We start from the raw sequence: 23,793 nt of genomic DNA, 5'->3' as shown, positions 1-23,793 counted from the left end.
CAAACTGTCAAGCGAAAGGATGAGGATTAGTGACATCATCACGGAGTATGAAACCGTTATCTTTCTTGCTTGTAATCACTTTGCTGCTAGGGTTGATAACATCCGCCAATCTGGTTATGCCGACCGCGGTTCAAGCGGCGGGAGGGATTCCGCTCGATTTGGATTTCCAAATGAACAATATGGACTCCAGCGCGCATAATACAGCCGGCGATACGACAAGCACCTCCGGTCTCGCGGTCCAAATCAATACCGATCCGGATTATGTCCACGAAGGGTCGGGTTCAAAAAAATGGATTTTGGCCATCCCGGATCAGGCTAACCCGGGGAGTCTGGTTCCGGGAAGCGCCATGATTTATTCCAAGGAGGACCTCAGCGTCGACTTGAACAGCTACGATAAACTTTCGTTCTGGGCTTATTCGGTCAAACAGCGTACCGGCAATCAAACCGATAGACCGGTGGAAATTCGTTTCTATATGAAAGGCGACGCGTCGGCCTATTATTATTACAGACTGATGCTGGATTGGACGGGGTGGAAAAAAATCGAAATTCCGCTGGCCACGATAAAAACGCAGATTACGGGGGCTCCAAAACCGTTTGGTCCTCTTGATTATCTGCGATTTAATCCCATTGCGCTCGGCAGCACGACCAATGACCCCGAATTGGCGGTATATCTGGATGACTTCCGACTGACCGGAAGCGGCGAATTGTTCCCAGCCGTGGCGGACAAGCCTAGCGGCACCTATATGAACAAAGTGAAAGTGAATCTCGACAGTGCGTCCACGCCGCCTGGCGCGAACCGCATTTACTACAAACGTTCAGGAGTAGACAGCGACTTCCAACTGTATTCCGGCGCTCTGGAACTGACTCAAACAACGGAGTTGGTCGTCAAGTCCGTCATGAACGGCGTGAGCAGCGCCGAAACGACCTATAACTACACGGTTGATATCGATCCGAACTTCGTCGGCGAGGTCAAGGCAGCTCCCGAAGCGGGAACCTTCCCGCAAGTACAGAACGTTACATTGACGTCCGAATCGGAAGATGCGCAAATTTATTATAAATACGAAGGCGAGGAGGATTCCGCTTACCGGTTGTACAACGGTCCGATCGTGGTCGGCGAGAACGCCGTGCTTGTGACAAAGGCGATGATCGGAAGCTACTCGAGCGAGCTGATGGCATATGCCTACACGATTGATCTGTCCAGTGCGGGCAGCACGCCGCTCGGCACCAATGAAAACTTTACGACGGGCTCTATCCGTTGGACGAATACGACCAACGCCGCTTCGCCGGCTGCCGGTCAATACTCCGGATATTGGGCGAATCCCGCGACTCCGATCGACATTGTCGGGCATGATGGGACAAACGCAGGGCATATTACCGAGCTTAACCAAATCCAGTGGCAGAATTACGATCAAATCGAGTTCTGGCTATATTCGGAGAAGGCTTCCAACAAAAAAGTTTATTTCCTGCTATATGCCAACGATCCCGCAACGCCGAGCAACGAATATTTTATGACATCCTTTTTTGTCGATTGGAAAGGCTGGAAAAAAATCGAGCTGCCGTTCAACAAGTTTTTGAACTCAACGGGAACCGCGGAGATGAGCAAGATCAGCAAGCTGATCGTCCACCCGCAATGGTACGGCTCCGATCCCGCGCCGGATCCGACGGACAAGCTTTATTTTGACAATCTTGCCTTAGCCAAAAACGTGGTCGAGCCCTCCATCAAACAAATCAGCCAAAGCGCGCTCCCGGGCAGCGCTCTGCATTACAGCCTTTCCCTTAAAAACATAGGAGAGGCGAGCACTGCCTATAACTTGATAACAGAGTCCGGCTTCGGTACGGAATATCTGGTCACGTACGACAGCGTAACGGACATTGTTGAGGTAGGACGCGCAATTGACATTGAGTTCGAAGTACAAGTACCGGCGGACGCTGAGCCTGGCGAAACCAGGAAGGCGATTATTTCCGTTCAGCCTTCCGCAGGCGGCAAAGCGTTGAAGCTTGAGCTCAATGTCTCCGTAGGCTCGGAGCGAATCGCGACGAAGCAGCATCCGTACATTATGACTACGAAGGAGCAACTGGAGGAATCCAGAGAGAAGATCGAGCATTACGACTGGGCAGCCGACTATCTTGCAGCCGTTAAGGCGAAAGCGGATGTTTGGCTGGAGAAGGAAATCTATTATCCGACTCAGCCGGCAGGGCAGACCACCTGGTTCGTCTGCGGCGACACGACTTTGACGTACAACTACGATTCGCCTAACAGCCATCTATGTCCCGCCACCAATGAATACGTAACTGGCGATCAGGTTGATGCAGGCTGGCGATTTACGACCCACACGCTGAATACGGAAGCGGCGCGTAATCTCGCCATTGTGTATGCGTTGACAGGCGAAGAGAAATATGCCGAGAAAGCGAAGGAAATTCTGGTCCGTTATTCCGAGCTGTATCCAAGTTATCCCGTGCAGCCGCAATACGGCAAGCTGTTTTTCCAGACGCTGGACGAAGCGGTTCAGATGATCCAGCTCGTGCAAGCTTATGATCTCATCAAGCCAAGCGGAGTGCTCGACGTTGCAGAGTCATATGGCATCGAACAAAACTTGTTCGCGGCATCGGCGAAGACGTTGCAAGGTTACGATGTCGGCAAGTCCAACTGGCAAACCTGGCATAACGCCGCGATTGGAGCCATCGGCGCCGTGCTGGAGGACAAGACGCTTATGGACTTCTCCGTCCTGGGGCGAAGCGGCTTCGATTATCAAATGACGAACAGCGTATTGTCCGACGGTTTCTGGTACGAAGGAGCCATCGGCTATCACTTCTACGCCCAGATGGCTTTATTGCTTCATGCGCAATCCCTTAAGGAGATGGGCTACGATCTGTTCGGCAACGCGAACTTCAAAAAGACGTTTGACGTCACGCTGCAGTATGCCTATCCCGACCTCGGCATCATTAACAGCAACGATTCCGGCAAATATCCGACGAATCTGGGCGCTCCCGGCCGAGTTGTGCCGATAGATTACGAAGCTGTGTATGCCGAATACAGTGATTCTTCTTATGCGGCTTTGCTGAATAAGCTGTATATTGACAAGGAGAGACCGCGCGGTGGTTATGTTGTTCCGAACAATACCTCCAGCGGAATCGTCGGCGAGCAGGCGGTGTTTTACGGACAGACGGATATCGCGTCAGGGGGAAGCTTGCCTTCCGAAAGCTTGAATTTCGAAGGTTTGGGCCATTCCGTCATTCGCGTAGGCGAGGGCAACGACCAGTTGTTCGCTTTGGTCGACTACGGTCTGCACGGCGGATATCATGGACATCCGGACAAGCTGCATCTCGATATTTTCGGCAAAGGCGAGCGTCTGGCGCCCGATCTCGGCATTCCGCCTTACAGTAATTCCATGTACACTTCTTATTACAAAATGACCTTCTCCCACAATACCGTAGCCGTTGACGGGAAGACGCAAAATATTCCAACTGTCAATAATGTCGAAAGCTTCGAACCTACCAAGTTGTATCTCCCTTCGGAGAGCTTCGGTATCATGACGAATACATCGAGCAAAGCATATGACAATATGAGCCAATACGAACGTACGGTTGCTGTCACCCCGGACTATATGATTGACTTGTTCGACGTGGCATCGGCAAGCGAACGTCAATTCGACTGGATCATGCGGGGAATCGGAAGCTTCGAGACGGACGGCGAGATGGAACCGATGACTGAGCCGCTTGGCACGGAGGATGCTTATTCCTTTTTCCGCAATGGACAATCGGCGCAGGCAGACGGCATCTGGGAAGGGACCTGGCGCACTCCGGCAGGCAACGGCTTGAAGTTGTTCAGCTTGACGAGCTCTGCGCATCAGCCGACTACGATGATTGTGGGCGAATCGCCGGGTCCGGGCAATGATACGGATGCTTATACGCCAACGGTCGTCAATCGCGTGAACGGGACGGAGGCCCGTTATGTATCGGTTCTGGAACCATTTAGCGGAGCGAGCAAGATCCAGTCGGTTCGTCGGCTGAACTCGAAGCCCATCGAACAGATTGAAGTGAAGCTGACGGATGGGCGCACGAATCTGTTCCAATACGAGTTCAGAGAGCTTGAGCCGGGACAACTTCAATATGTATTCCTTGAGGGAGCCGAACTGGACACATCGGATGTGAGTCCGCTTGCTTATATGAACGGTGCGACTCTTAATGTCACATTAAATAATGTCGTAGAGATTGATCGCGGGACGTTTGTCGTCTATGCGCCTGGCGCGGAGCAGGTTCGTTGGAACGGCAAAACGACTCCGTTTACATCGAACAATGGGTACGTCATGATACATGTCGAGACGGAGGAAGAGCCTGCAGCGACGCCGGAGCCGTCGCCATCGGAGTCGACAGGATCAACGCCGCCGCCAGCCAGCACGCCTAAACCTTCTACAACTCCGGCTCCTACGCCGAAGCCGAGCGCTAAGCCGGGGGTGAATGACATTGGGGGGCATTGGGCAAACAAGCAGATTAATGAAGCAATCGAGCACGGCATCGCGCAAGGATTCGGGGACGGTACTTTCCGACCGAATCAGTCCGTCACAAGAGAACAATTTATCGTGATGATCATAAATGCGCTCAGAGCGAACGAAGAAGCTTCCGCTGATCCATCATTCAAGGATGTTGCTGATATATCATCGTGGGCAACGCGAGCTATTGCACTAGCGGATGAGATGGGATTAATGTCCGGCTACGAGGACGGAACGTTCCGTCCGAAAAACGAATTAACGCGGTCACAGCTCGCCGTAATCCTTGCGAGAGCGCTTGGCCTCGACGCGCCTAATGCGGATTCGGCTTCCGGCTACGCCGACGAAGCAACTATTCCGGCATGGGCGAGACCCGCAGCTCGATTGCTTAAGGAATTGGGCATCATGAACGGCCGCACGGGCAACGTATTCGCGCCTTTGGATAAGGTGACGAGAGCGGAAGCAGTTACCGTTATTCTAAGACTGGTTCGTTATTTGGAGGAAGATGAGTAATAGATCAAATATAGAGAGGACTTAAACTCCATTAATTTGAGAAAAACCCGGCACAATGTCTGTCCCAAGTGGGAGGGACGGTGCCGGGATTTTTATATAACTTAGTGGCCTAGTGATCAATAGAGCTCTGAAGAAAATTCGCTTCAATTCGAAAGCGGAATTGACGAATCCATCAAATGAAGTTATTATAGATTCATTATATCTGCAATAAAATCGGAAGGAGGATAACGTTGAAATACTCCAAAGCGACGAATTATGCGCTTCACAGCATGCTTTTTCTCGCCGTAGCCACGCCGGAGAAGCCCATAGGCGTCCAGCAGCTTGCGGAAAAGCAGAATGTCTCGCCAACCTATTTGTCCAAAATTTTGACGAAGCTCGTCAAAGCCGGCATGATCGAATCCGCGTCCGGAGCGAGCGGGGGATACCGGCTCAAACGAAATTGGGAGAACATATCGTTCCTCGATATCATCCATGCCATCGAAGGGACGACTTCGCTGTTCGAATGCAGCTTGGACCATGGCCCGGAATGCGTCATTCAGAAGGTGGTGCTGGCTGCGGAAGATCAGATGGAGCGTCGCTTGCGCGAACAGACCATATACGATTTGGCCCAGTCGATAAAAAACGTGCCTTAATGGACGTTTTTTTCTCGGCTTCGATCATAGACATAATAACTCTACAAAATCTCAATAAAAAATGGAGGAATAATGATGAATACCTTTTTTGACGCATCCGTATGGGAGAAAGCCTGGAAGGAAGACCGTAATACCGCCATTAACAAAATGTTGAACGCAGGCATGGACCCGACACGCGTATTTGATAAAAGAGCGGTCTCATTCAATAAGGAAGTGTTTAGCGAAGGGGGGAAAAAACGTACCCATCGTATCCTGAGCTGGATTGAAGGCCAGAATGTGGACTTTAACGGAATGACGGTGTTGGATATTGGAGCCGCGTCCGGCGGATTCTCTGTTGCGTTCGCGGAGCGGGGAGCCCGCGTCACGGCCGTCGAGCCAAACGGTCCTCTGAGAGAGCTGCTGCAAAAGAATATTCAGGACTTGCCCGAAGGAAGCGTCGAAGTGATCGCCGAACCTTTCGAAGATATCGACCTGGAGGGCAGAGGCTGGCTAAATAAATTCGATCTCGTGTTCGTCTCCATGTGTCCAGTCATAACGGACTGGGATGGCGCGGAGAGGGTGCTGAGCTGCGCACGTGGATACTGTTATATCAGCATGCCGGCAGGACGAAGGGAGCATAGCCTTCTGGATGATGTGCGAACACTAGTTACACAGGAGCCGATTCGTGACGAGATCATGGAGTTTGCCTATTTGCTGCACCTGCTTTATCTGAAGGGATATTCGTTCGAATCCATCCTTTCCCGTGAAGTCAAAACGACAAAAAGCGACCTTGAGATTGCCAATAAGGAGGTAATAAACTGGCTGAAAATTCACGGTCTGCCGGCAGACGAAAACAGCCTATCCATCATTACGGAATATATGCAGCAGACCTATCCGGATGGACAGGTGGAATACCAGGAGGGCGGACGATTCGGGAAAGTGCTCATCCGACTCCAGGATCTAAACATGTATACGCGAAAGCCTCGTCAAGCTTAAGCGATTAGCAGCTAAAAACATCATAAGGTCCTTGAGCATGCATGTTGCTCAAGGACCTTTTTGCGTACCAAGGCTGATTCGCGATTTTTATATTTTTTTTATATCAAGGCGTTATTTCTTTACCCCCTTTTTACCCGAACCCGTTCTAAGATGAAAGTGTGAATCCGGACTTCATGAAATGCCGCAGCTTCAGCTTTGGGCCAGAAGCAAACAGAGGAGAAAACGAACATGAACAAACACGAAAATGTCATATTAGTATCGGCTCCTAACCTGAGGGGAGAACAGTTCGTTAGAGCTCTTCTCCATAGGCATATCCCTTTTGCAGCGATCGTCAACAATGAGCAGGAATACGAGCGGCTGCTGGGATTAGGCGTTGAAACTATTATAGCGGTGGACACGTCGGACGAAGGAGTCTGGTCGGCGGCCCCCGATATCGGCATAGGCCGAGTGTATTTGTTCGAACGAAGCTTGAATCAAATCTGCCGCTATCTCTTGATCTGCAGGAAGTGGAGCAACAATCCCATCTATGTCATTACGGAACAGGTGAGGCCCAAGCTGATGTACCGAGGTCTAGGCGCCAACTACGTTATTTATGCAAGCGGCCAGGATTCCAACTTCTTAATAACGGACGAGATGACGGATCATGAATCAACGGGAGAGGATGACACTAAATGATGGATGTGTATATGGCTGCGACGCTGGCTGCCGCGTTTGTCTTATTTTACGGATTCGCGGCATGGTGCGGGCATGTCATTGAAGATAAAGGAGAGGATTCCCGGTGACCTTGCTGCTGATCTGTGCCCTGCTCGTTTTTGTTTATTTGGTATACGCGCTGATCCATCCGGAGAAATTCTGACCGACCCAAATCGTACCCGAAGGAGGCTGCCTCATGGGCATAGTACAAATTGCCATCGTCTTGATCGTGCTTATTCTGCTGGTCAAGCCGATAGGCACTTACGTTTATCACGTGTTCTCGAATAAGCAGAACCGGAGCGATGCCGTATTCGGACCGTTCGAGAACTTGCTGTACAAACTTATTGGCTTAAAATCGTTTGCAGGTATGACATGGAAGGCCTATGCCTTAAGCGTCTTGCTTACAAACGTTGTATTAGTAGGCATAGGTTACATCGTTCTTAGAACGCAGAATCTGCTGCCGGTCAATCCGAGCGGAATCGACGGCATGGAGGAGACGCTCGCCTTCAATACCATCATAAGCTTCGTCACGAATACGAATCTGCAGCATTACAGCGGCGAAACGGGACTTAGTTATTTCTCCCAGATGGCCGTCATTATGATGATGATGTTTACGTCGGCGGCAACGGGCTTCTCCGTGGCGATCGCGTTCATTCGCGGGTTAACGAGCAGAGGAACTACAATCGGGAACTTCTTCCAGGATTTTGTCAAGGCGCATACCCGTATTTTCATTCCCGCTGCTGTTCTCGTAACACTTGTTCTTGTTGCGCTGCAGGTCCCGCAGACGCTTCAATCGACCATCAATGTTACCACGCTGGAGGGAGATACGCAATCCATTGCAATTGGACCCGTCGCCTCGCTGGAAGCCATCAAGCATATCGGAACAAACGGCGGAGGTTTTTTCGGAGCCAACTCGTCCCATCCGTTTGAGAATCCAAGTCCTCTGACGAATGTCATCCAAATTTTATCCATGTGGCTATTGCCGGCTGCGCTGCCCTATGCATACGGGCTGTTCTCCGGGAATCGCAAGCAGGGCTGGGTCGTGTTCAGCGCCATGATGACTCTGTTCCTCCTATTCCTTACAACTGTATATATAGCGGAGACGCGAGGCAACCCGGTCATCAACGAGTTAGGCATCGACGCCTCGCAAGGCAGCATGGAGGGCAAGGAAGTGCGATTCGGCATTCCGCAATCCGCCTTGTTCACGGCCGTTACGACTGCAGCTACGACAGGTACGGTCAACAATATGCATGATACGCTGACTCCGATCGGCGGACTTGTGCCGCTGGCCGAGATGATGTTGAACGTCGTGTTCGGAGGCAAGGGCGTCGGCATCGTGAACATGCTTATGTACGCCATTCTCGGCGTGTTTTTGGCAGGGCTAATGGTGGGGCGAACGCCGGAGTTTCTCGGAAGGAAGATCGAGCCCAAGGAGATGAAGCTGATCGCAATCGTCATACTCGTGCATCCGCTCATTATACTGGGGCCGACGGCCATCGCGTTCCTGACCGAGCTTGGTCAAGGGTCGATCACGAATCCCGGCTTCCACGGCATAACGCAGGTTCTGTACGAATTCGCTTCCTCCGCCGCCAATAACGGGTCCGGGTTTGAGGGCCTCGCCGACAATACGCCGTTCTGGAACATCGCTACCGGGATCGTCATGCTGATGGGAAGGTATGTCAGCATGATCGCGATGCTTGCCGTAGCCGGTTCTCTGGCCGCCAAGCAATGGGTACCCGAGACGATCGGGACGTTCCGTACGGATAACGGGCTGTTCGCAGGAATACTGATTGGAACGGTTTTAATCATCGGAGCGCTCACATTCCTTCCAGCGGTCGTTCTGGGACCGATTGCGGAACAGCTGACGCTTCGTTAATGCGAAGAATGAGGTGACGAAAAGAATGAATGAGCAACGCAAAGCGCTGTTGACGCCTGCTATCATAAAAAATGCCGCGATCGACAGCTTCAAGAAATTGAATCCCATGTCCATGATCAAGAATCCCGTCATGTTTGTCGTGGAGGCCGGGACATTTGTCGTCCTGATGATGACGATCTTTCCCGACTACTTCGAAGCAAGGGGACAATTCGGATTTAATCTGACCGTCTTCCTGATTCTTCTGTTTACTCTGCTGTTCGCGAACTTCGCCGAAGCGCTCGCGGAGGGGCGGGGCAAGGCGCAAGCCGATACGCTCAAAAAGTCGAAGGGGGAGATGATGGCAAACAAAATCGTGGGAAGCGGGATAAAGGTCGTTCCTTCCACGGAGCTGCGCAAAGGGGATGTGGTCGTGGTCGCTTCGGGAGAATGGATCCCAGGCGACGGAGAAATCGTCGAGGGGCTGGCCTCCGTCGATGAATCCGCGATTACGGGCGAATCGGCTCCCGTCATTAAGGAAGCCGGAGGCGACTTCAGCTCCGTAACAGGAGGAACGCGCGTCGTAAGCGACCGGATCGTGGTACGGATTACGAGCGACCCCGGGGAGTCGTTTATCGATCGTATGATTTCGTTGGTCGAAGGAGCGAAACGCCAAAAAACGCCGAACGAGCTGGCGCTTAACACGCTGTTGACAAGCCTTACGCTAATTTTTTTTATCGTGATTGTTACGCTTCCGCCAATCGCCAGTTATGCGGGAGTCGACCTGGAAGTGCCGGTCCTAATCGCGCTGCTTGTATGTTTGATCCCGACGACGATCGGCGGGTTGCTTTCGGCAATCGGCATCGCCGGCATGGACCGCGTGACGCAATTTAATGTGATTGCGACATCCGGCAAGGCCGTGGAAGCTGCCGGTGACATCAATACGATGATTCTGGACAAAACGGGAACCATTACGTACGGGAATCGGATGGCCAGCGCCTTTATTCCCGTGGGAGATGCAACGGAGAGCGAACTTGCCGGGTGGGCAGCGATCAGCTCGCTGCTGGACGAGACGCCGGAGGGACGTTCCGTGCTTGAATATATGCGAAACACGGGAGGGCAATATTCGGCCGAGCTTGGAGAAGACGCAGTGTTCATTCCTTTTCAAGCGGAGACCCGGATGAGCGGCATGGACTTGGTCGACGGCCGCAAGGTTCGCAAAGGCGCTGTTGATTCCGTAAAGAAATGGGTAACGGCCTCGGGCGGCACGATTCCAAAGGATCTGGAAGAGAAAGGGAATGCTATTGCATCCAAAGGGGGAACGCCTCTGGCGGTAGCCGTCGACGGTCGTGTGTACGGACTCATTTATTTGAAGGATACGGTTAAGCCGGGCATGCGAGAGAGATTCGAGCAGCTGCGGCAGATGGGCATCAAAACGATCATGTGCACAGGCGACAATCCACTGACGGCGGCCACGATCGCACTGGAAGCTGGAGTGGACGATTTTATCGCGGAAAGCACGCCCGAGGACAAAATCGCCGTTATTCGCAGAGAACAGGAGCAAGGCAAGCTCGTCGCTATGACCGGAGACGGCACCAACGACGCGCCGGCGCTTGCGCAAGCCGACGTCGGGCTGGCGATGAACAGCGGGACTGCCGCCGCCAAGGAAGCGGCCAACATGGTGGATCTGGATTCCGATCCATCAAAGCTTATTGAGGTGGTGACCATCGGCAAGGGACTGCTCATGACACGCGGAGCACTGACGACGTTTAGCATCGCGAACGACATTGCCAAATATTTTGCAATTATCCCGGCGATGTTCATGCTTGCGATTCCCGAGATGGGCGTGCTTAACGTCATGAATCTGGGATCTCCCGCATCCGCAATCTTGTCCGCGCTGCTATTTAATGCCATTATTATTCCTCTGTTAATCCCGCTCGCCATGCGCGGCGTCCGTTATCAACCGATGAGCGCTTCGAAGCTGCTTGGCCGCAATATGTTTCTCTATGGGCTCGGAGGCGTCATCGTGCCGTTTATAGGCATCAAGGCAATCGATATGATCGTACAACTTTGGGTGTAAGAGGTTGTTCAAAAAGGAAGGAGACGCGACTAATGTCAAATCATACTGATCAACTTCGGTCGGGGAGAACGTCTTTGCTTATCGCAATCCGAGCAGGCGTCACGTTTATTGTCTTATGCGGATTGCTGTACCCGCTGCTATGTACGGGTCTTGCCGGGCTGCTCATGCCGAATCAGGCGGGCGGAAGCTTGCTGAAAAACGGGAACGGAGATGTCGTAGGATCGGAGCTGATCGGGCAGAAGTTTACAGACCCCGCTTACTTTCATGGCCGCGTATCCAGTATCGGCTATAAGGCGGATGCATCAGGCTCGAACAACTACGCTCCTTCGAACCCTGATTTGCTGGCGCGAACTCGGGCGTCGATTGACGAATGGAAGCAGAACAATCCCGAAGTCCCGATCGAACAACTCCCGATCGCGTTAATAAGCAATTCGGGTTCCGGCCTTGACCCTCATATCACGCCTGAGTCAGCCTACGTGCAGGTTCCGCGAATAAGTAGCCTGACGAATCTGACGGAAGAGCAGCTTCATTCGCTTGTCAAAGCGCATACGGAAGATCGCGATCTCGGCTTATTCGGCGAGCCGAGGGTCAATGTATTAAAGCTCAACATGGCGCTTCAAGAGATGATCTCCCGTTCATGAATTCTTACAGACGCAAGACGCCTGAAGAAATATTGTCTACTATAGCCAAGCTGCGCAGAGGCAGATTGACGATCTTTATCGGCGCGGTAAGCGGCTCGGGCAAAACCTATCACATGCTGCGGGAAGGGCAACGCCTGAAGCAGCAAGGTACGGACGTCGTGATCTGCGCGGTCTCGACCATGGGGTGGCCCGAAACGATGGAGCAGTTGGGGACGTTGGAACGGGTGCCAAGCATTCATTGGCAGAAAGACGATGTCCCGCAGAAGGATTTAAATCTGGAGGCATTGACTGCCCGCAATCCCGAAATCGTACTGGTCGATGGACTGGCGCATCGGAATCGCAAAGAAGCCCCTAATCCAACCCGGTTGGAGGACATACGCGAATTGCTTGGCAGAGGGATCAGCGTAATGACGACCGTAAACGTCTACGAGTTGGAAGGCGTATCGCATGTAGCGCACAAGTTGACGGGAATACAAGGGGAGGCGACGGTGCCGGACGAGACGCTGGAATCCGCCGATGAAGTGAGACTGATCGACGTCACGCCGGAGACGATGCTGAAACGGATCGAAGAAGGCAATCTGACCGGCGTCCGATCAGCATCCATGCTGGCAAGAGGCAATCTCGGCGTGTTGCGGGAGCTTGCGCTGCGGCAGATGGCCGAAGAGGTCAACGAATCCTTGGAGAAGCACCGGGGAGAGTTGGGACTGACCGGTCCATCGGGAGCCAGCGAGAGGATTCTCGTATCCGCTCAATATCACTGGAACGGATCTATTTATGTCCGCCGCGGCCAGCAGATCGCCAAGCGATTGAATGGAGATCTGCATGTCGTTTCGTTTGCAAAAAGCAGCTCTGCGCTAAACAAGGAAGAGACCATGTTCAAGGACTCCATAAAGAAATTAACTTCGAAGATTGGCGCAACCTTTACAGAGCTGCCGTACCCCGGCAGGCGCCGCATCCCCGGCGCGCTTGTCCAATACGCGATAAACAATGGCGTAACGCGAATCGTCATGGGACATTCCAAACACGATGCGTGGAAGGAATGGCGGCAAGGTTCTATCGTGAACGGATTGCTGGATAAGATCTGTAGTACGGATGTCTTTTTTGTGGCAGACAGGTCGGATCAAGAAGGCGAACGTATTATGCCGGCAAAGTCTAACCGGGTAGCGGAACGCTCCGAGTCTTATAAACGATTGAACGAACAAGAGAGGGATCGACGAATCGATCGGATAAGTCGAGGGTCGTTCAAAGTATATATTGGCGCCGCCCCCGGCGTTGGCAAAACCTATACGATGCTGAGAGAAGGCAATGTTCTTTTACGCAAAGGAGTTCAAATTGTAATTGGACTGCTGGAAACGCATGGACGGCAAGAGACCGTCTCTCAAATAGGCGAGCTTCCCATCGTGCCGCAAGCCGTCATCGATTACAGGGGGACGCAGCTCAGGGAAATGGACGTTCCGGCTATTTTGGAGGGAAATCCGGAGGTGGTGCTGGTCGATGAGCTGGCTCATACGAACGTGCCGGGAAGCAAAAACAAAAAACGGTACGAGGATGTATTGGAGCTGCTGGACGCTGGCATTAACGTCATCTCCACTATGAATGTCCAGCACTTGGAGAGTTTAAATGATGCCGTAGAGCAAATAACCGGCATTCGGGTGAGAGAGACCGTACCGGATTGGATGCTGGGCATTGCCGACGAAGTCGAATTGATCGACGTCTCGCCGGACCGGCTGCGGCAACGGATGCGCGAAGGCCGGATCTACGCGCCGGACAAGATCGAACAGGCGTTAGGCCGGTTTTTCTCGAAAGGCAATCTGATCGCGCTTCGCGAGCTTGCTTTAAGGGAAATCGCGGACGATGTCGACGAACGGCTGGAAGCGTGGGATCGGAAGGAATATTTGCGGGGACCATGGCGAAGGCGGGAGAGCATCTTCGTAGCGGTTACGCTCGGTTCGGGCGCGGAACGGCTCGTTAGGCGGGGCTTCCGCATCGCGCATCGGCTGAAGGCGGTATGGCATGTCGTCTATATCCACGCCAATTCTCGGCTTACGGAGGAAGAGCAGAAACGTGTCGACGAAATTTGTGCGTTTACAGCGAGGCTTGGAGGGCGTTTCGAATACGCTGTAACCGAGTCGAAATGCGATATTCCCCGCATCCTGTTAGATATGGCTTCAGCATATGAAACGACGCAGATGATCGTAGGACAGCCGTCCAGACGCTGGATGCCATTTTTGCAACGGGGCTCCGTCGTAAAGACCTTACTGGGCCGCGGGAGACATATGGATGTGCTTGTTGTAGCCGACTATGCACGGGAGGCGAAAACGAGATAAAAACTTCAATCGAAGTACTTCAGTTAGTGGTAAACATCTTCCGCCGCCGAGTTGCCTTGACTTCGTTCTCCTGTGTATGATGGTGTTTATAAAGTTAACGAATGAGGGATGAAGGTCATGAGGCAGCAGGTATACCTATGGGTAACCGTTGCGAACGTGATTCTGACGTTCGTGTTTTCGAAGTGGTGGCCGACGGTTGAACTTGTAAACATCGCTCTGCTATATTTGCTGCCTGTGTTGATGGGGGCAGTGTACGGCGGGAGAGGTCCTTCTCTTTATGCTGCAACGCTAGGGCTGGTTTCGTTTAATTACTTTTTTGTCCCGCCTTTTTTCAGCTTCGCCGTTTCGGATCTACGCAACTTATCGACGTTTGTCGTTTTCTACGTCGTAGCGGTTTTAACGGCTAGTCTCGCTTCACGGCTCAAGGCTCAGTTGAAGGAATCCGAGCGGAAGGAAGGTTATACCGCCTCGTTATACGCGATTAGCAGAGAAATGAGCGCGTTTACAGACATTCAATCGCTTTTGCATAACGTATCGGATCAAGTATCAATCAGCGTAGGGGCGCCAGCCGTCATTTATTTGCCGGACGACCTGGATGTTCTGGCGGTTTCGGCATCTACCAAACAACCAGACGATTGGGGGAGTGGCGATGCAGAGCTAACGATTGCGGATTGGGTATACAGAAACGGTAACAGAGCGGGAAAAGGAACTTCGACGCTGAATGCTTCGAAGGGGTTGTATTTGCCTTTGCGCACCGAGGATCGCGTTCATGGCGTACTTGGCGTTAAGCTGGATGATGTCGTGCTGTCATCGGACTCGGTCTCTTTCCTGGAGGCGCTCGGGGGGCTTGCGGCCATTGCCATGGCCAGAGTCAAGTTGAGCGAGGAGGCGAAGCTGGCGCAATTGACGGCAGAATCGGAACAGCTGCGTACCGCGATACTGGACTCAGTCTCCCATGAGCTGAGAACGCCTCTGGCAAGCATGATCGGTTCAGCGGGTGCTTTAATGGACAATGATGCCTTGTTTACTTCGCAGGACCGAATGGAACTGCTTGGCACGATCCGGGATGGCGCGCTTCGCATGAACCGGCTCGTCTCCAACCTGCTGGGAATGGTCCAACTGGAGAGCGGCATGCTGCGGCTTCGCAAGCAATGGTGCGACGCGGAGGACATGATTAGCGTCGTGCTGTCCCAGGTCAGGGACTTCCAACATAACAGGAAGCTGAAGGTGATCATTGCGGAAACCATTCCCCCCATCCCCGGAGACGAAGTGCTCCTGGAGCAAGTGCTGACGAACGTGGTAAGCAACGCGATCAAGTACTCCCCGGACGGAAGTGAAATTGTCATTGAAGTACTCACCGTCGGTGCCGAGGTGTCGATTGCCGTGGCCGACCAAGGCATGGGTATTGAACCGGCTGCGATAGAGCGCGTCTTCGACAAATTTTATCGGGCCGATAAAACGAGTCATTTGCCGGGAACGGGCTTAGGACTTGCCATATGCAAGGGAATTGTCGAGCTGCACGGCGGCCATATATCGGCGGCACCTAACGGAGGGCGCGGTACGGTCATCACGATTCGTCTCCCGCTGCAAAACCAGGAAAATTCACTGGAACATATGTTGGAGAGGAGCATGGACGCACATGAGCGCACCCGATAAAGGAGCCAAAATATTGATCATAGACGACGAACCGCAAATTCGCAAGCTGCTCAAAGTAACGCTTCATGCACATCACTATGATGTGGCCGAAGCCGGCAGCGGCGAAGAAGGCATTCTGCAAGCGTCGATGTCGCATCCGGATTTGATCGTCCTCGACTTGGGCTTGCCCGATATGGGCGGCATGGACGTACTAAGGCGGATCCGCGAATGGTCGCAGACTCCCATCATCGTCCTGACCGCGAGAGACAGGGAAGAGGACAAGATCGCCGCTCTCGACGACGGCGCGGACGATTACGTGACGAAGCCGTTCGGCATGGGGGAACTCGTCGCGCGCATACGCGTCGCGCTCAGGCATGTCGCGGGTTCCGTCAGCGAACCCGTCCTTCGTTTCGGTGCCCTAACGATCGATCTCGCGATGCGAAACGTGGAGCTTGGAGGGGAACGGGTCAAGTTGACGCCGACCGAATACGATCTGCTCAAAACGCTGGCTTCCAACGGGGGAAAAGTGATGACTCAGCGCCAATTGCTGCAGCAAGTATGGGGCCGTCACTATGGCGAGACGGAACAGCATTACTTGCGCATATACGTAGGCCATCTACGCAAGAAGCTGGAGTCCGACACTACGAGACCACAGTACATTTTGACGGAGCCCGGAATCGGGTACCGGTTCGCGGTAGAAGATTAGGCATTAAGGATAGACAATTAGCGTTTTTTATGGCTAGATGGAAGAAGTGACCTGGCTGTCCGCTCGGACAGTCATTTTGTTGTAACATGAACGAAACAGGAGGATGAACAACGATGAGAATCGGAGCCATTGAAGGAGGCGGCACGAAATTCGTGTGCGGCATCGGCAATGAACAAGGCGTAATCGAAGACCGGATCAGCTTCCCCACGGAGGAGCCGGAGAAAGTCATGGCGGCCATTATCGACTACTTCCGAAACAAAGACGTTGAAGCCATTGGCATTGGGACATTCGGCCCAATCGATATTGACCCCGCAAGCAAGACGTACGGTTACGTAACGACGACACCGAAGCCAGGGTGGTCCGGATTTCCGTTCCTAGCCACATTAAAGGAAAGCTTTGATGTGCCAATGGGATGGGACACGGATGTTAACGCTGCCGCATATGGCGAAGCGGTATGGGGAGCCGCGGCCGGACTGGATAGCTGCGTCTACTTCACGATCGGTACCGGCATCGGCGTGGGCGTTTACTCGGAGGGACGGCTTGTGCACGGCTTGGCTCATCCGGAAGGCGGGCATATTTTGCCGAGACGTCATCCGGACGATCGTTACGAAGGTGCTTGCCCCTACCATGGAGATTGCCTGGAGGGCCTGGCGGCAGGACCGTCGCTCGAAAAAAGGTGGGGAGTAAAGGGCAGCGAGCTTGCCCCGGACCATCCGGCTTGGGAGATGGAAGCCTACTATATCGGACAAGCCGTCACATCGACGATATTGCTGCTTTCTCCGAAACGGATCATCCTTGGGGGAGGCGTCATGCATCAGAAGCAGCTTCTGCCGCTCATACGGCAAGAAGTGCAACGGAATCTGAACGGGTATGTTCAAGTTAATGATATAGTTAATGACATAAACAATTATATCGTTTCTCCTGGACTTGGCGATAATGCGGCATTATGCGGATCCTTGGCGCTCGGCGTCGAGGCTTGGAGGAAGTCCTCGGTTAATGTCGATAATGGTTAATGTCGTTAAGTAATGGTGTGGAATGACGGAAGGCACGTTATCCATGCATTTTTTGTATGTAGGAAACAAGATTCCCTATAGAAATATCAACTTCTAAACCGCCCGCGAGGGTGGTTTTTTCACGTTTTATATAAAAGCAGACGCATTTAAAGTCAAGGCATTTCTTCACAAAAATATTTACTAACACCGTCCAAGTTTGGAAGGAATTTCGGCTTACATCTCGTATTTAACTTCAAGTAGTTCAAATATCCTATTTTTCGTCGGAGGGTGGAATTTCATTGTTTCGTAAATTCGGCAAATTAAGCAAGCTCGCGATTGCATGCGCAATCGCCGCGGGAAGCTTCGCATGGAGTTTCTCGGACACAACCCACGCTTTGTCTAAATTAACGATGGACAAGGCTTTGCAGGACGATATTCGTTATGAGCTGGGATTGCCGGAGAAGGAGCCCGTTACGGAGGATGAGATTTCGATCATTCATTCGTTGTCTCTCGATGACACGGAGGAAATCCAGTCTCTCAAAGGATTGGAGCATGCTTTGTATCTGACGCAAATATTCATCATGAACACCCATGACAAGCTCGACATTACTGCGCTTTCGTCGATCGAATCGCTTCAATTTCTTTACATAGACAGCGGCTCTCTCAATGAGGAAGGCCAATACGTCGTGGAACAATTAAAAGAGAAGGGCGTCACCGTCGTCACGAAAATAGATCTGGACGATAACTCCGAAAGCAGCAGCTCGGCTCCCATCAAAATCTATATCGATGGAGAGCTTGCCGAATTCGGGATCGATCCTGTAATCGTCGAAGGATCCACCATGGTGCAATTCCGTCCGCTGTTCGAGCAATTCGGACTTGAAGTAGGCTGGGATGGTGCTACGCGCACGGTAACGGGAACCAAAGAGAAGCTGGAACTGAAGCTGGTCATCGACAGCAAAAACGCTTCCGTAAGCGGACAGCCCGTAGCGCTTCCTTCTGCACCCATCCTCATGTCCGGAAACACGATGGTTCCGCTGCGCTTTATCGGAGAAGCTACCGGGAGGAGCGTGGAGTGGGATGCTGAAACGAGAACGGTATCCATCAACAGCACCGTTACCTCCTACAACTTCGAATATTTGTATTCGAACGACACGAAATACTTCGGCGATCAGAAAGATGGGGTTCCTAACGGTAAGGGACGCTTGTTATACAAAGGGACGTTGTTCTACGAGGGCGACTTCAACAACGGGATCGTCGAGGGCAATGGCATTATGTACGATGTAGAGGATACCACCTCTTATTACGATGGACCGTTCCTAAATAATCGACCTCAAGGCGAAGGCAAAATGGTGTATAGCGGAGGCTCGTATTATGAGGGATCGTTTGTCGACGGCATGCGCGAAGGGATCGGCAAGTGGTTCAATGCGGATGGCTCGCTACGTTATAACGGACAGTTTAAAAGGGATGCGCTGCACGGCCACGGAACTTATTACGAAGCGCCAAGAAATTATTATATCGGCTCCTTCGAGAGAGGTTACTACAATGGCTCAGGCAAATTCTATACCGATGGCAAGCTGGATTATGACGGGGAGTGGCTGAATGACGGACGTTATATTGGCAAGCAATACTACGACGGAAAATTGGGATATGTAGGATATTTTTATCACAACGAGGCTCACGACAGTGGAACCGTTTATTCCGACGGCAGTACCAAATATTATCGGGGCGAATTGACGAACGGCAACATAACAGGGGTAGGCATTTTCTATTTGGAAGACGGCATACGCTATATCGGAGAAGTATATGAAGGCAATATGGACGGATACGGATTTATCCGACATGCCGACAATACCATATCCAATGCGGGTTACTGGGTAGCGGACGAGTATATTGGCGAAGAACCTCCGCCCGTTACCGAAGATACCACTATTAAGCAGCTGCTTCGGAACTCTTTTTACAGCTATATCGACGGTTATTACGTAAATGATTATAATCTGGACAGCACGGAAGCGATGATGTTTATCGAGCTTGAAACAGAAGAAGACGCAGAGTTGTTTAACGGGTTGTCCAAGGAAGCCAAAGCCAAGCTAATGAATCATGTTGCGCAGATGCGTTGGGGCGATGTAGTCGGAGTCGAACAATGTTATGTCTATGTCACTTACGATTATGAGGACATTTATGCACGCGCAGCCATTACCTACGAACAAGCGGATGCCGACGTCGTCGTCGAAGCATTTGCAAAAGGCAACGGGAAATACTATAAATAGCCATATCGCCGACCAAAGAAGAAATCCCCTTCCGAGGTCGGTTTTTTTATAGCGCAATAACTTATACAATATTTAATAGCAACCCGGCTGAGGGTGAGCGCGTATACTCAACTACTTGCCGAAGCGCGAGTATGATTAAGGGCAACAATTAAGGGGCGTTTCCGAGATGAATCAATTAAATACGAAGACAGAACTTGCCGATAGCTGGTATACGAATGCGGAACGCAAAGCCGCCCATTACCTGGCGCTGCTGCAAGAAGAGCTTGGACATAAATCTTACAGGGATACGCTTTTGACGGATTTCCGGTTATGGGAGAAGGAGCTTATCAAACCTTCTGCTTGGCAATCCGCTTTATCACTGGCGGGCCGCAAACCCGATTACAAGGATTACGGAAAATTTCTGCGATGGCAGCGGCTGACAGGCGGGCTTGACGACTATCTGGAACGCAGCGTTACTTATATGTACATGCGCGATCTTGGCAAAGACCTTGCATCGCCCAGCACGCAGAGGCGAATTGAAAAGTTGGTCGCCTTCCTGAAGCAGCATCTGATTCCTTCATCAGATTCATCGAACGACAGCAAAGGGATTCCAGAACATATGAGTCTAGCCGGGATCTACCGTTGGGCGCAGCGGGAGGGTGTCGAGTTGGCCGTCATTTGGGCGATCAACAAACTTAGACGAGTTTCCGATCGCATTCCGCCCGAGATGAATGCAGAGCACGCGGTACGCAAACTGATCAAAATCATGATCGGCGTCGTCCTTCACGTCATGGATGACATGGACGATCATATACCGCCCGCCGAACGTTCTCGCCGACTGGATCAAGGCATTCGATTAGGGTATTCCTATGGATTAACTTATCCGTTCATTGACGATTTAATGGATTCCGGTGTACTTGACGACGCGGAGAAATCGCAATATGCGCGCATGATTCGTCACACACTATTGCACGGCTCCGTGCCGGATGTCAAGAATTGGACGGGGAACAACGCCGGTCTGATCCAATATGTGCATGGCGAGCTCCGCGAAGCGTTTGAGACGATCAGGAAACATCAGAACCCGGAGTCTCTGCCCATTTTCTACGAGCAGTCTTATGTTTTCTTCCAATCCCAGGACATCGATCGGGATAAATCGCCGAAAGTATCGAATTACACGAACGAAGAATTGCTGCTGCCAATCATTATTAAATCAGCATCCTCACGGCTGATCGTCCGTTCGGTTATCGGCGCGCAAGAGGACGAGGCCTTCGATCAGCGAACATTCTATTTCGGCCTATATAACCAATTGGCTGACGATTTCGCGGATATGTACGATGATTTGGCGGCAGGCGCTGTAACGCCATACACCTACTATTGGAGCAACCATCGCGAACGTCCTGATCTGCTTAATCCTTTTGAATTATACTGGGCTGTAGTGGCTCACTTGATCCATCGGGTGTATCGGTCGCAACCCACTGCCCGCAAGGTCATTCTAGAGAGGGCGATCGGCGGGATTAAGCGGTTTAAGCAAAAAGTCGGAGTGGACACCTATCAGTCGTTCATGCGCGTATTCGCCGTAGGCGATGCCTCTTTCGACAATATGCTGGAACGTCTTATACAAAAGGCCGATCGCGTCGATTTTTTCGATAAACTGCTTCGGGAACAGATGGTGTCCACGCTGCGCTCCAATCGCGAACAGAAAGAACGATTTTCCGAAACCGTTAAAGGCTTACGCGAAGAGATCAATGCACTTCTGCCGTTACAAGCGCAGGGAGGATCCGAAATACTCGGCGAATCCTTAACCGATGCGGCCAACTATAGTCTCGAAGGCTCCGGAAAGCGAATACGGCCCATTGTCGCATGGGTGATGTGCGTAGAGGAATACGGCTTATCGCCGTCCTCGATCGCTCCGCTTATCCGTTCGCTCGAATATATGCATACGGCGTCGCTCATCTTCGACGACTTGCCGACGCAAGATAATTCCTCCTCCCGCAGAGGAAAACCGACGCTTCACCTCGTGCACAATAGCGCAACAGCCGAGCTGACCGGTCTGTTCCTGATCCAGAAGGCTATCGAGGAGCAATCTTCGTTGACCGGCTTCTCGCCGAAATCCGTCCTGCAATTGATCCAATATTCCTCTTCGAAGGCGGCCGATATGTGCCGAGGCCAAGAGATGGATCTGCGCACGCGCGGTCAGGCTCTTACGCTCGAAGAGCTTAACATCTTATGTTATTACAAAACAGGTATCGCATTCGAAGCATCGCTCCTTATGCCTGCCATTCTCGCCGGAGCGGATGAGAAGGAAATTCAAGCGTTAAAGAAATACGCTTATCATGCCGGCATCGCGTTCCAAATCAAGGACGACTTGCTTGACGCCGAGGGTAACGTCGCCATGCTTGGCAAGCCGGTTGGACAGGACGAGAGCAATAGCAGCTCGACGTTCGTGACGTTGTTTGGCAAAGACGGTGCAACGAAGACCATGTGGGAGCATTTTTGTCTTGCGTCGGAAGCTCTGAACGAACTTCCTCGTGATTCGGCCTTTTTGGCGCATCTGCTCCATTATTTGATTCAAAGACAATCATAAGTCATTTTGAGGAGCGTCCTGACCGGGCGTTCCTTTCTGAACGATAGGCCGGAAAGAATTGATGGCATCTTTATAGGAGAAACTTATAACAGACAAACGATAGCTGTTTATGAGCGGACTGGCAAACCATTTACTAATTAATCCCCTTAAATAAAAGGAGCGAACACCACAAGCATGAAGGCCTTTATTTTGGATCGCGACGGAGTCATCAATAAAGGTGGGAACATCAACCGAAAATCCGAATTCCAGTTGCTGCCTGGCGTAACGGAGGCGATAAAAGCGTTAAACGACATGGGCTTCGGCGTATTCGTGGCATCGAATCAGGGAGGCGTCGGGTTGGGCTTCATGACCAAATCGGCTCTCAGAAGCATAAATGGCTACATGGTTACTCTTATTCGTGAAGAAGGCGGCGATATTGTGGAAGCTCGTTATTGCACGCATAAGCCGCATGCGGGCTGCTCCTGCCGCAAGCCCAAACCGGGCATGCTGCTTGAGCTGATCAAAAAGTACGATATTGACCGTAAAGCAAGCTTCATGGTCGGTGATCGTGACACCGATATAATGGCGGGACGCAGCGCAGGCGTTCATACGGTATTTATTGGCGACAACCTTCCTTCCGGCATTGATCCGGATTATGTATTCTCCGGCTTGCTGGAAGCTGTTAACGGGCTGCGGGATCGCAGCATTATACACGCATAAGAAAGGCAGCCGGTAATCCGGCTGCCTTCTTGAATTATAGAAAGTATAGGTTTACGCCATACTGGACCTATAATTCCCAGGATGAAAGTTGCTGCGCCGCCAAAGGGCGGCGACAGCCGTTTCACCTTGATTATCCTGCTCGTCGCCGACTTCTAGAAACGTTGGCCGCCGCCGATTTGTTGCTCGGCGATTTGGACCAATTTTTTCGTGATGTAACCGCCGATGGAACCAGCTTCACGAGTTGTCAGGTTGCCGTTGTATCCATCTTGGGAGAGGGATACGCCAAGCGAGGATGCCGCTTCCATTTTCATTTGATTCAGTGCTGCTTTTGCTTGCGGTACTACCAGGTTGTTTGAACTTTGTCTGCTCATTGTTAATCACTCCTTAATGGGATGTGAGGTTATTGTGTGCATGATAGAACAAGATATACATGCCTATTCGAAAGAAATGTCATGTAAAAAATGGTAATTGACTTTTTCCGCATAATGACGCCATTTTCTGACCAAAAAATTTTTTTTGAATGATATCCGATCCAGCCTAATAAAAGAATAAAGGTTGTCATCGGCACATGATTGTGATAACCTACTGTTAATTTCATGAATGGAGCTGAATGCAGGATGTAGGATTTTCTTGATCGTTACGAGTAGACAAATGGGCGAACGCATGATGACATCATCCGTTTGTTTTGTCGCGTGACTTCAAGAAAGTTACTTCATCGGCTTCAGTCTCAA

16 protein-coding genes are annotated in these 23,793 nt (G+C 51.6%); 15 read left to right on the top strand and 1 reads right to left on the bottom strand.

Annotated features, from left to right (window positions below):
• The first annotated feature begins 29 nt into the window (after positions 1-29).
• The 15 genes from PAT3040_RS10555 (at position 30) to PAT3040_RS10485 (ending at position 23,062) form a co-directional block, all read left to right on the top strand.
• Positions 30-5,000 (top strand): S-layer homology domain-containing protein, encoded by a 4,971-nt coding sequence (locus PAT3040_RS10555; protein ID WP_146200397.1) that lies wholly within the window; start codon positions 30-32, stop codon positions 4,998-5,000.
• Positions 5,001-5,230: 230 nt separating this feature from the next.
• Positions 5,231-5,632, top strand: a complete 402-nt coding sequence (locus PAT3040_RS10550; RefSeq protein ID WP_108992597.1) for an Rrf2 family transcriptional regulator — start codon at positions 5,231-5,233, stop codon at positions 5,630-5,632.
• Between the two features lie 72 nt (positions 5,633-5,704).
• The gene (locus PAT3040_RS10545; RefSeq protein ID WP_108992596.1) at positions 5,705-6,607 is read left to right on the top strand and encodes a class I SAM-dependent methyltransferase; all 903 of its coding nucleotides are present in this window, start codon (positions 5,705-5,707) and stop codon (positions 6,605-6,607) included.
• A 228-nt stretch (positions 6,608-6,835) separates the two neighbouring features.
• Positions 6,836-7,282, top strand: a complete 447-nt coding sequence (locus PAT3040_RS10540) for a potassium channel family protein (RefSeq protein ID WP_108992595.1) — start codon at positions 6,836-6,838, stop codon at positions 7,280-7,282.
• 103 nt (positions 7,283-7,385) lie between these two features.
• On the top strand, positions 7,386-7,463 hold the full coding sequence (gene kdpF / locus PAT3040_RS39915; protein WP_087568739.1) for a K(+)-transporting ATPase subunit F: 78 nt from the start codon (positions 7,386-7,388) through the stop codon (positions 7,461-7,463).
• A gap of 33 nt (positions 7,464-7,496) precedes the next feature.
• Positions 7,497-9,176, top strand: coding sequence for a potassium-transporting ATPase subunit KdpA (gene kdpA, locus PAT3040_RS10530; protein WP_108992594.1), 1,680 nt, complete (start codon positions 7,497-7,499; stop codon positions 9,174-9,176).
• 25 nt (positions 9,177-9,201) lie between these two features.
• Complete coding sequence (gene kdpB / locus PAT3040_RS10525) at positions 9,202-11,232, top strand: potassium-transporting ATPase subunit KdpB (protein WP_108992593.1); 2,031 nt, start codon at positions 9,202-9,204, stop codon at positions 11,230-11,232.
• Between the two features lie 32 nt (positions 11,233-11,264).
• Positions 11,265-11,873, top strand: a complete 609-nt coding sequence (gene kdpC, locus PAT3040_RS10520) for a potassium-transporting ATPase subunit KdpC (protein WP_108992592.1) — start codon at positions 11,265-11,267, stop codon at positions 11,871-11,873.
• Positions 11,870-14,200, top strand: a complete 2,331-nt coding sequence (locus tag PAT3040_RS10515) for a histidine kinase (protein ID WP_108992591.1) — start codon at positions 11,870-11,872, stop codon at positions 14,198-14,200. Before kdpC ends, PAT3040_RS10515 begins: the two co-directional genes overlap by 4 nt.
• 117 nt (positions 14,201-14,317) lie before the next feature.
• Positions 14,318-15,856, top strand: a complete 1,539-nt coding sequence (locus PAT3040_RS10510; protein ID WP_258234924.1) for an ATP-binding protein — start codon at positions 14,318-14,320, stop codon at positions 15,854-15,856.
• Positions 15,840-16,541, top strand: coding sequence for a response regulator (locus PAT3040_RS10505; protein ID WP_108992589.1), 702 nt, complete (start codon positions 15,840-15,842; stop codon positions 16,539-16,541). Before PAT3040_RS10510 ends, PAT3040_RS10505 begins: the two co-directional genes overlap by 17 nt.
• Before the next feature lie 113 nt (positions 16,542-16,654).
• On the top strand, positions 16,655-17,554 hold the full coding sequence (locus PAT3040_RS10500) for an ROK family protein (protein WP_108992588.1): 900 nt from the start codon (positions 16,655-16,657) through the stop codon (positions 17,552-17,554).
• 278 nt (positions 17,555-17,832) lie between these two features.
• Positions 17,833-19,800 (top strand): stalk domain-containing protein, encoded by a 1,968-nt coding sequence (locus PAT3040_RS10495; protein WP_108992587.1) that lies wholly within the window; start codon positions 17,833-17,835, stop codon positions 19,798-19,800.
• Between the two features lie 166 nt (positions 19,801-19,966).
• Positions 19,967-22,363, top strand: coding sequence for a polyprenyl synthetase family protein (locus PAT3040_RS10490; protein WP_108992586.1), 2,397 nt, complete (start codon positions 19,967-19,969; stop codon positions 22,361-22,363).
• 174 nt (positions 22,364-22,537) lie between these two features.
• On the top strand, positions 22,538-23,062 hold the full coding sequence (locus tag PAT3040_RS10485) for a D-glycero-alpha-D-manno-heptose-1,7-bisphosphate 7-phosphatase (protein WP_108992585.1): 525 nt from the start codon (positions 22,538-22,540) through the stop codon (positions 23,060-23,062).
• Between the two features lie 152 nt (positions 23,063-23,214).
• Here PAT3040_RS10485 and PAT3040_RS10480 read toward each other — a convergent pair whose 3' ends face one another.
• Complete coding sequence (locus PAT3040_RS10480) at positions 23,215-23,433, bottom strand: alpha/beta-type small acid-soluble spore protein (protein ID WP_087568652.1); 219 nt, start codon at positions 23,431-23,433, stop codon at positions 23,215-23,217.
• Positions 23,434-23,793: the final 360 nt, after the last annotated feature.

Origin of the sequence: Paenibacillus agaridevorans (genome assembly GCF_003112455.1) — a bacterium.
GTDB classification, from domain to species: Bacteria; Bacillota; Bacilli; order Paenibacillales; family Paenibacillaceae; genus Pristimantibacillus; species Pristimantibacillus agaridevorans.
The sequence above is the reverse complement of the archived record's forward strand: the minus strand, read 5'-3'. Positions and strand labels throughout refer to the sequence as shown.

Excerpts from the sequence above, each read along its gene's own strand:
- PAT3040_RS10545 (WP_108992596.1), top strand. The coding sequence starts at position 5,705 with ATGATGAATACCTTTTTTGACGCATCCGTATGGGAGAAAGCCTGGAAG.
- PAT3040_RS10540 (WP_108992595.1), top strand. The coding sequence starts at position 6,836 with ATGAACAAACACGAAAATGTCATATTAGTATCGGCTCCTAACCTGAGG.
- kdpA (WP_108992594.1), top strand. The coding sequence starts at position 7,497 with ATGGGCATAGTACAAATTGCCATCGTCTTGATCGTGCTTATTCTGCTG.
- kdpB (WP_108992593.1), top strand. The coding sequence starts at position 9,202 with ATGAATGAGCAACGCAAAGCGCTGTTGACGCCTGCTATCATAAAAAAT.
- kdpC (WP_108992592.1), top strand. The coding sequence starts at position 11,265 with ATGTCAAATCATACTGATCAACTTCGGTCGGGGAGAACGTCTTTGCTT.
- PAT3040_RS10515 (WP_108992591.1), top strand. The coding sequence starts at position 11,870 with ATGAATTCTTACAGACGCAAGACGCCTGAAGAAATATTGTCTACTATA.
- PAT3040_RS10510 (WP_258234924.1), top strand. The coding sequence starts at position 14,318 with ATGAGGCAGCAGGTATACCTATGGGTAACCGTTGCGAACGTGATTCTG.
- PAT3040_RS10505 (WP_108992589.1), top strand. The coding sequence starts at position 15,840 with ATGAGCGCACCCGATAAAGGAGCCAAAATATTGATCATAGACGACGAA.
- PAT3040_RS10500 (WP_108992588.1), top strand. The coding sequence starts at position 16,655 with ATGAGAATCGGAGCCATTGAAGGAGGCGGCACGAAATTCGTGTGCGGC.
- PAT3040_RS10490 (WP_108992586.1), top strand. The coding sequence starts at position 19,967 with ATGAATCAATTAAATACGAAGACAGAACTTGCCGATAGCTGGTATACG.
- PAT3040_RS10485 (WP_108992585.1), top strand. The coding sequence starts at position 22,538 with ATGAAGGCCTTTATTTTGGATCGCGACGGAGTCATCAATAAAGGTGGG.
- PAT3040_RS10480 (WP_087568652.1), bottom strand. The coding sequence starts at position 23,433 with ATGAGCAGACAAAGTTCAAACAACCTGGTAGTACCGCAAGCAAAAGCA.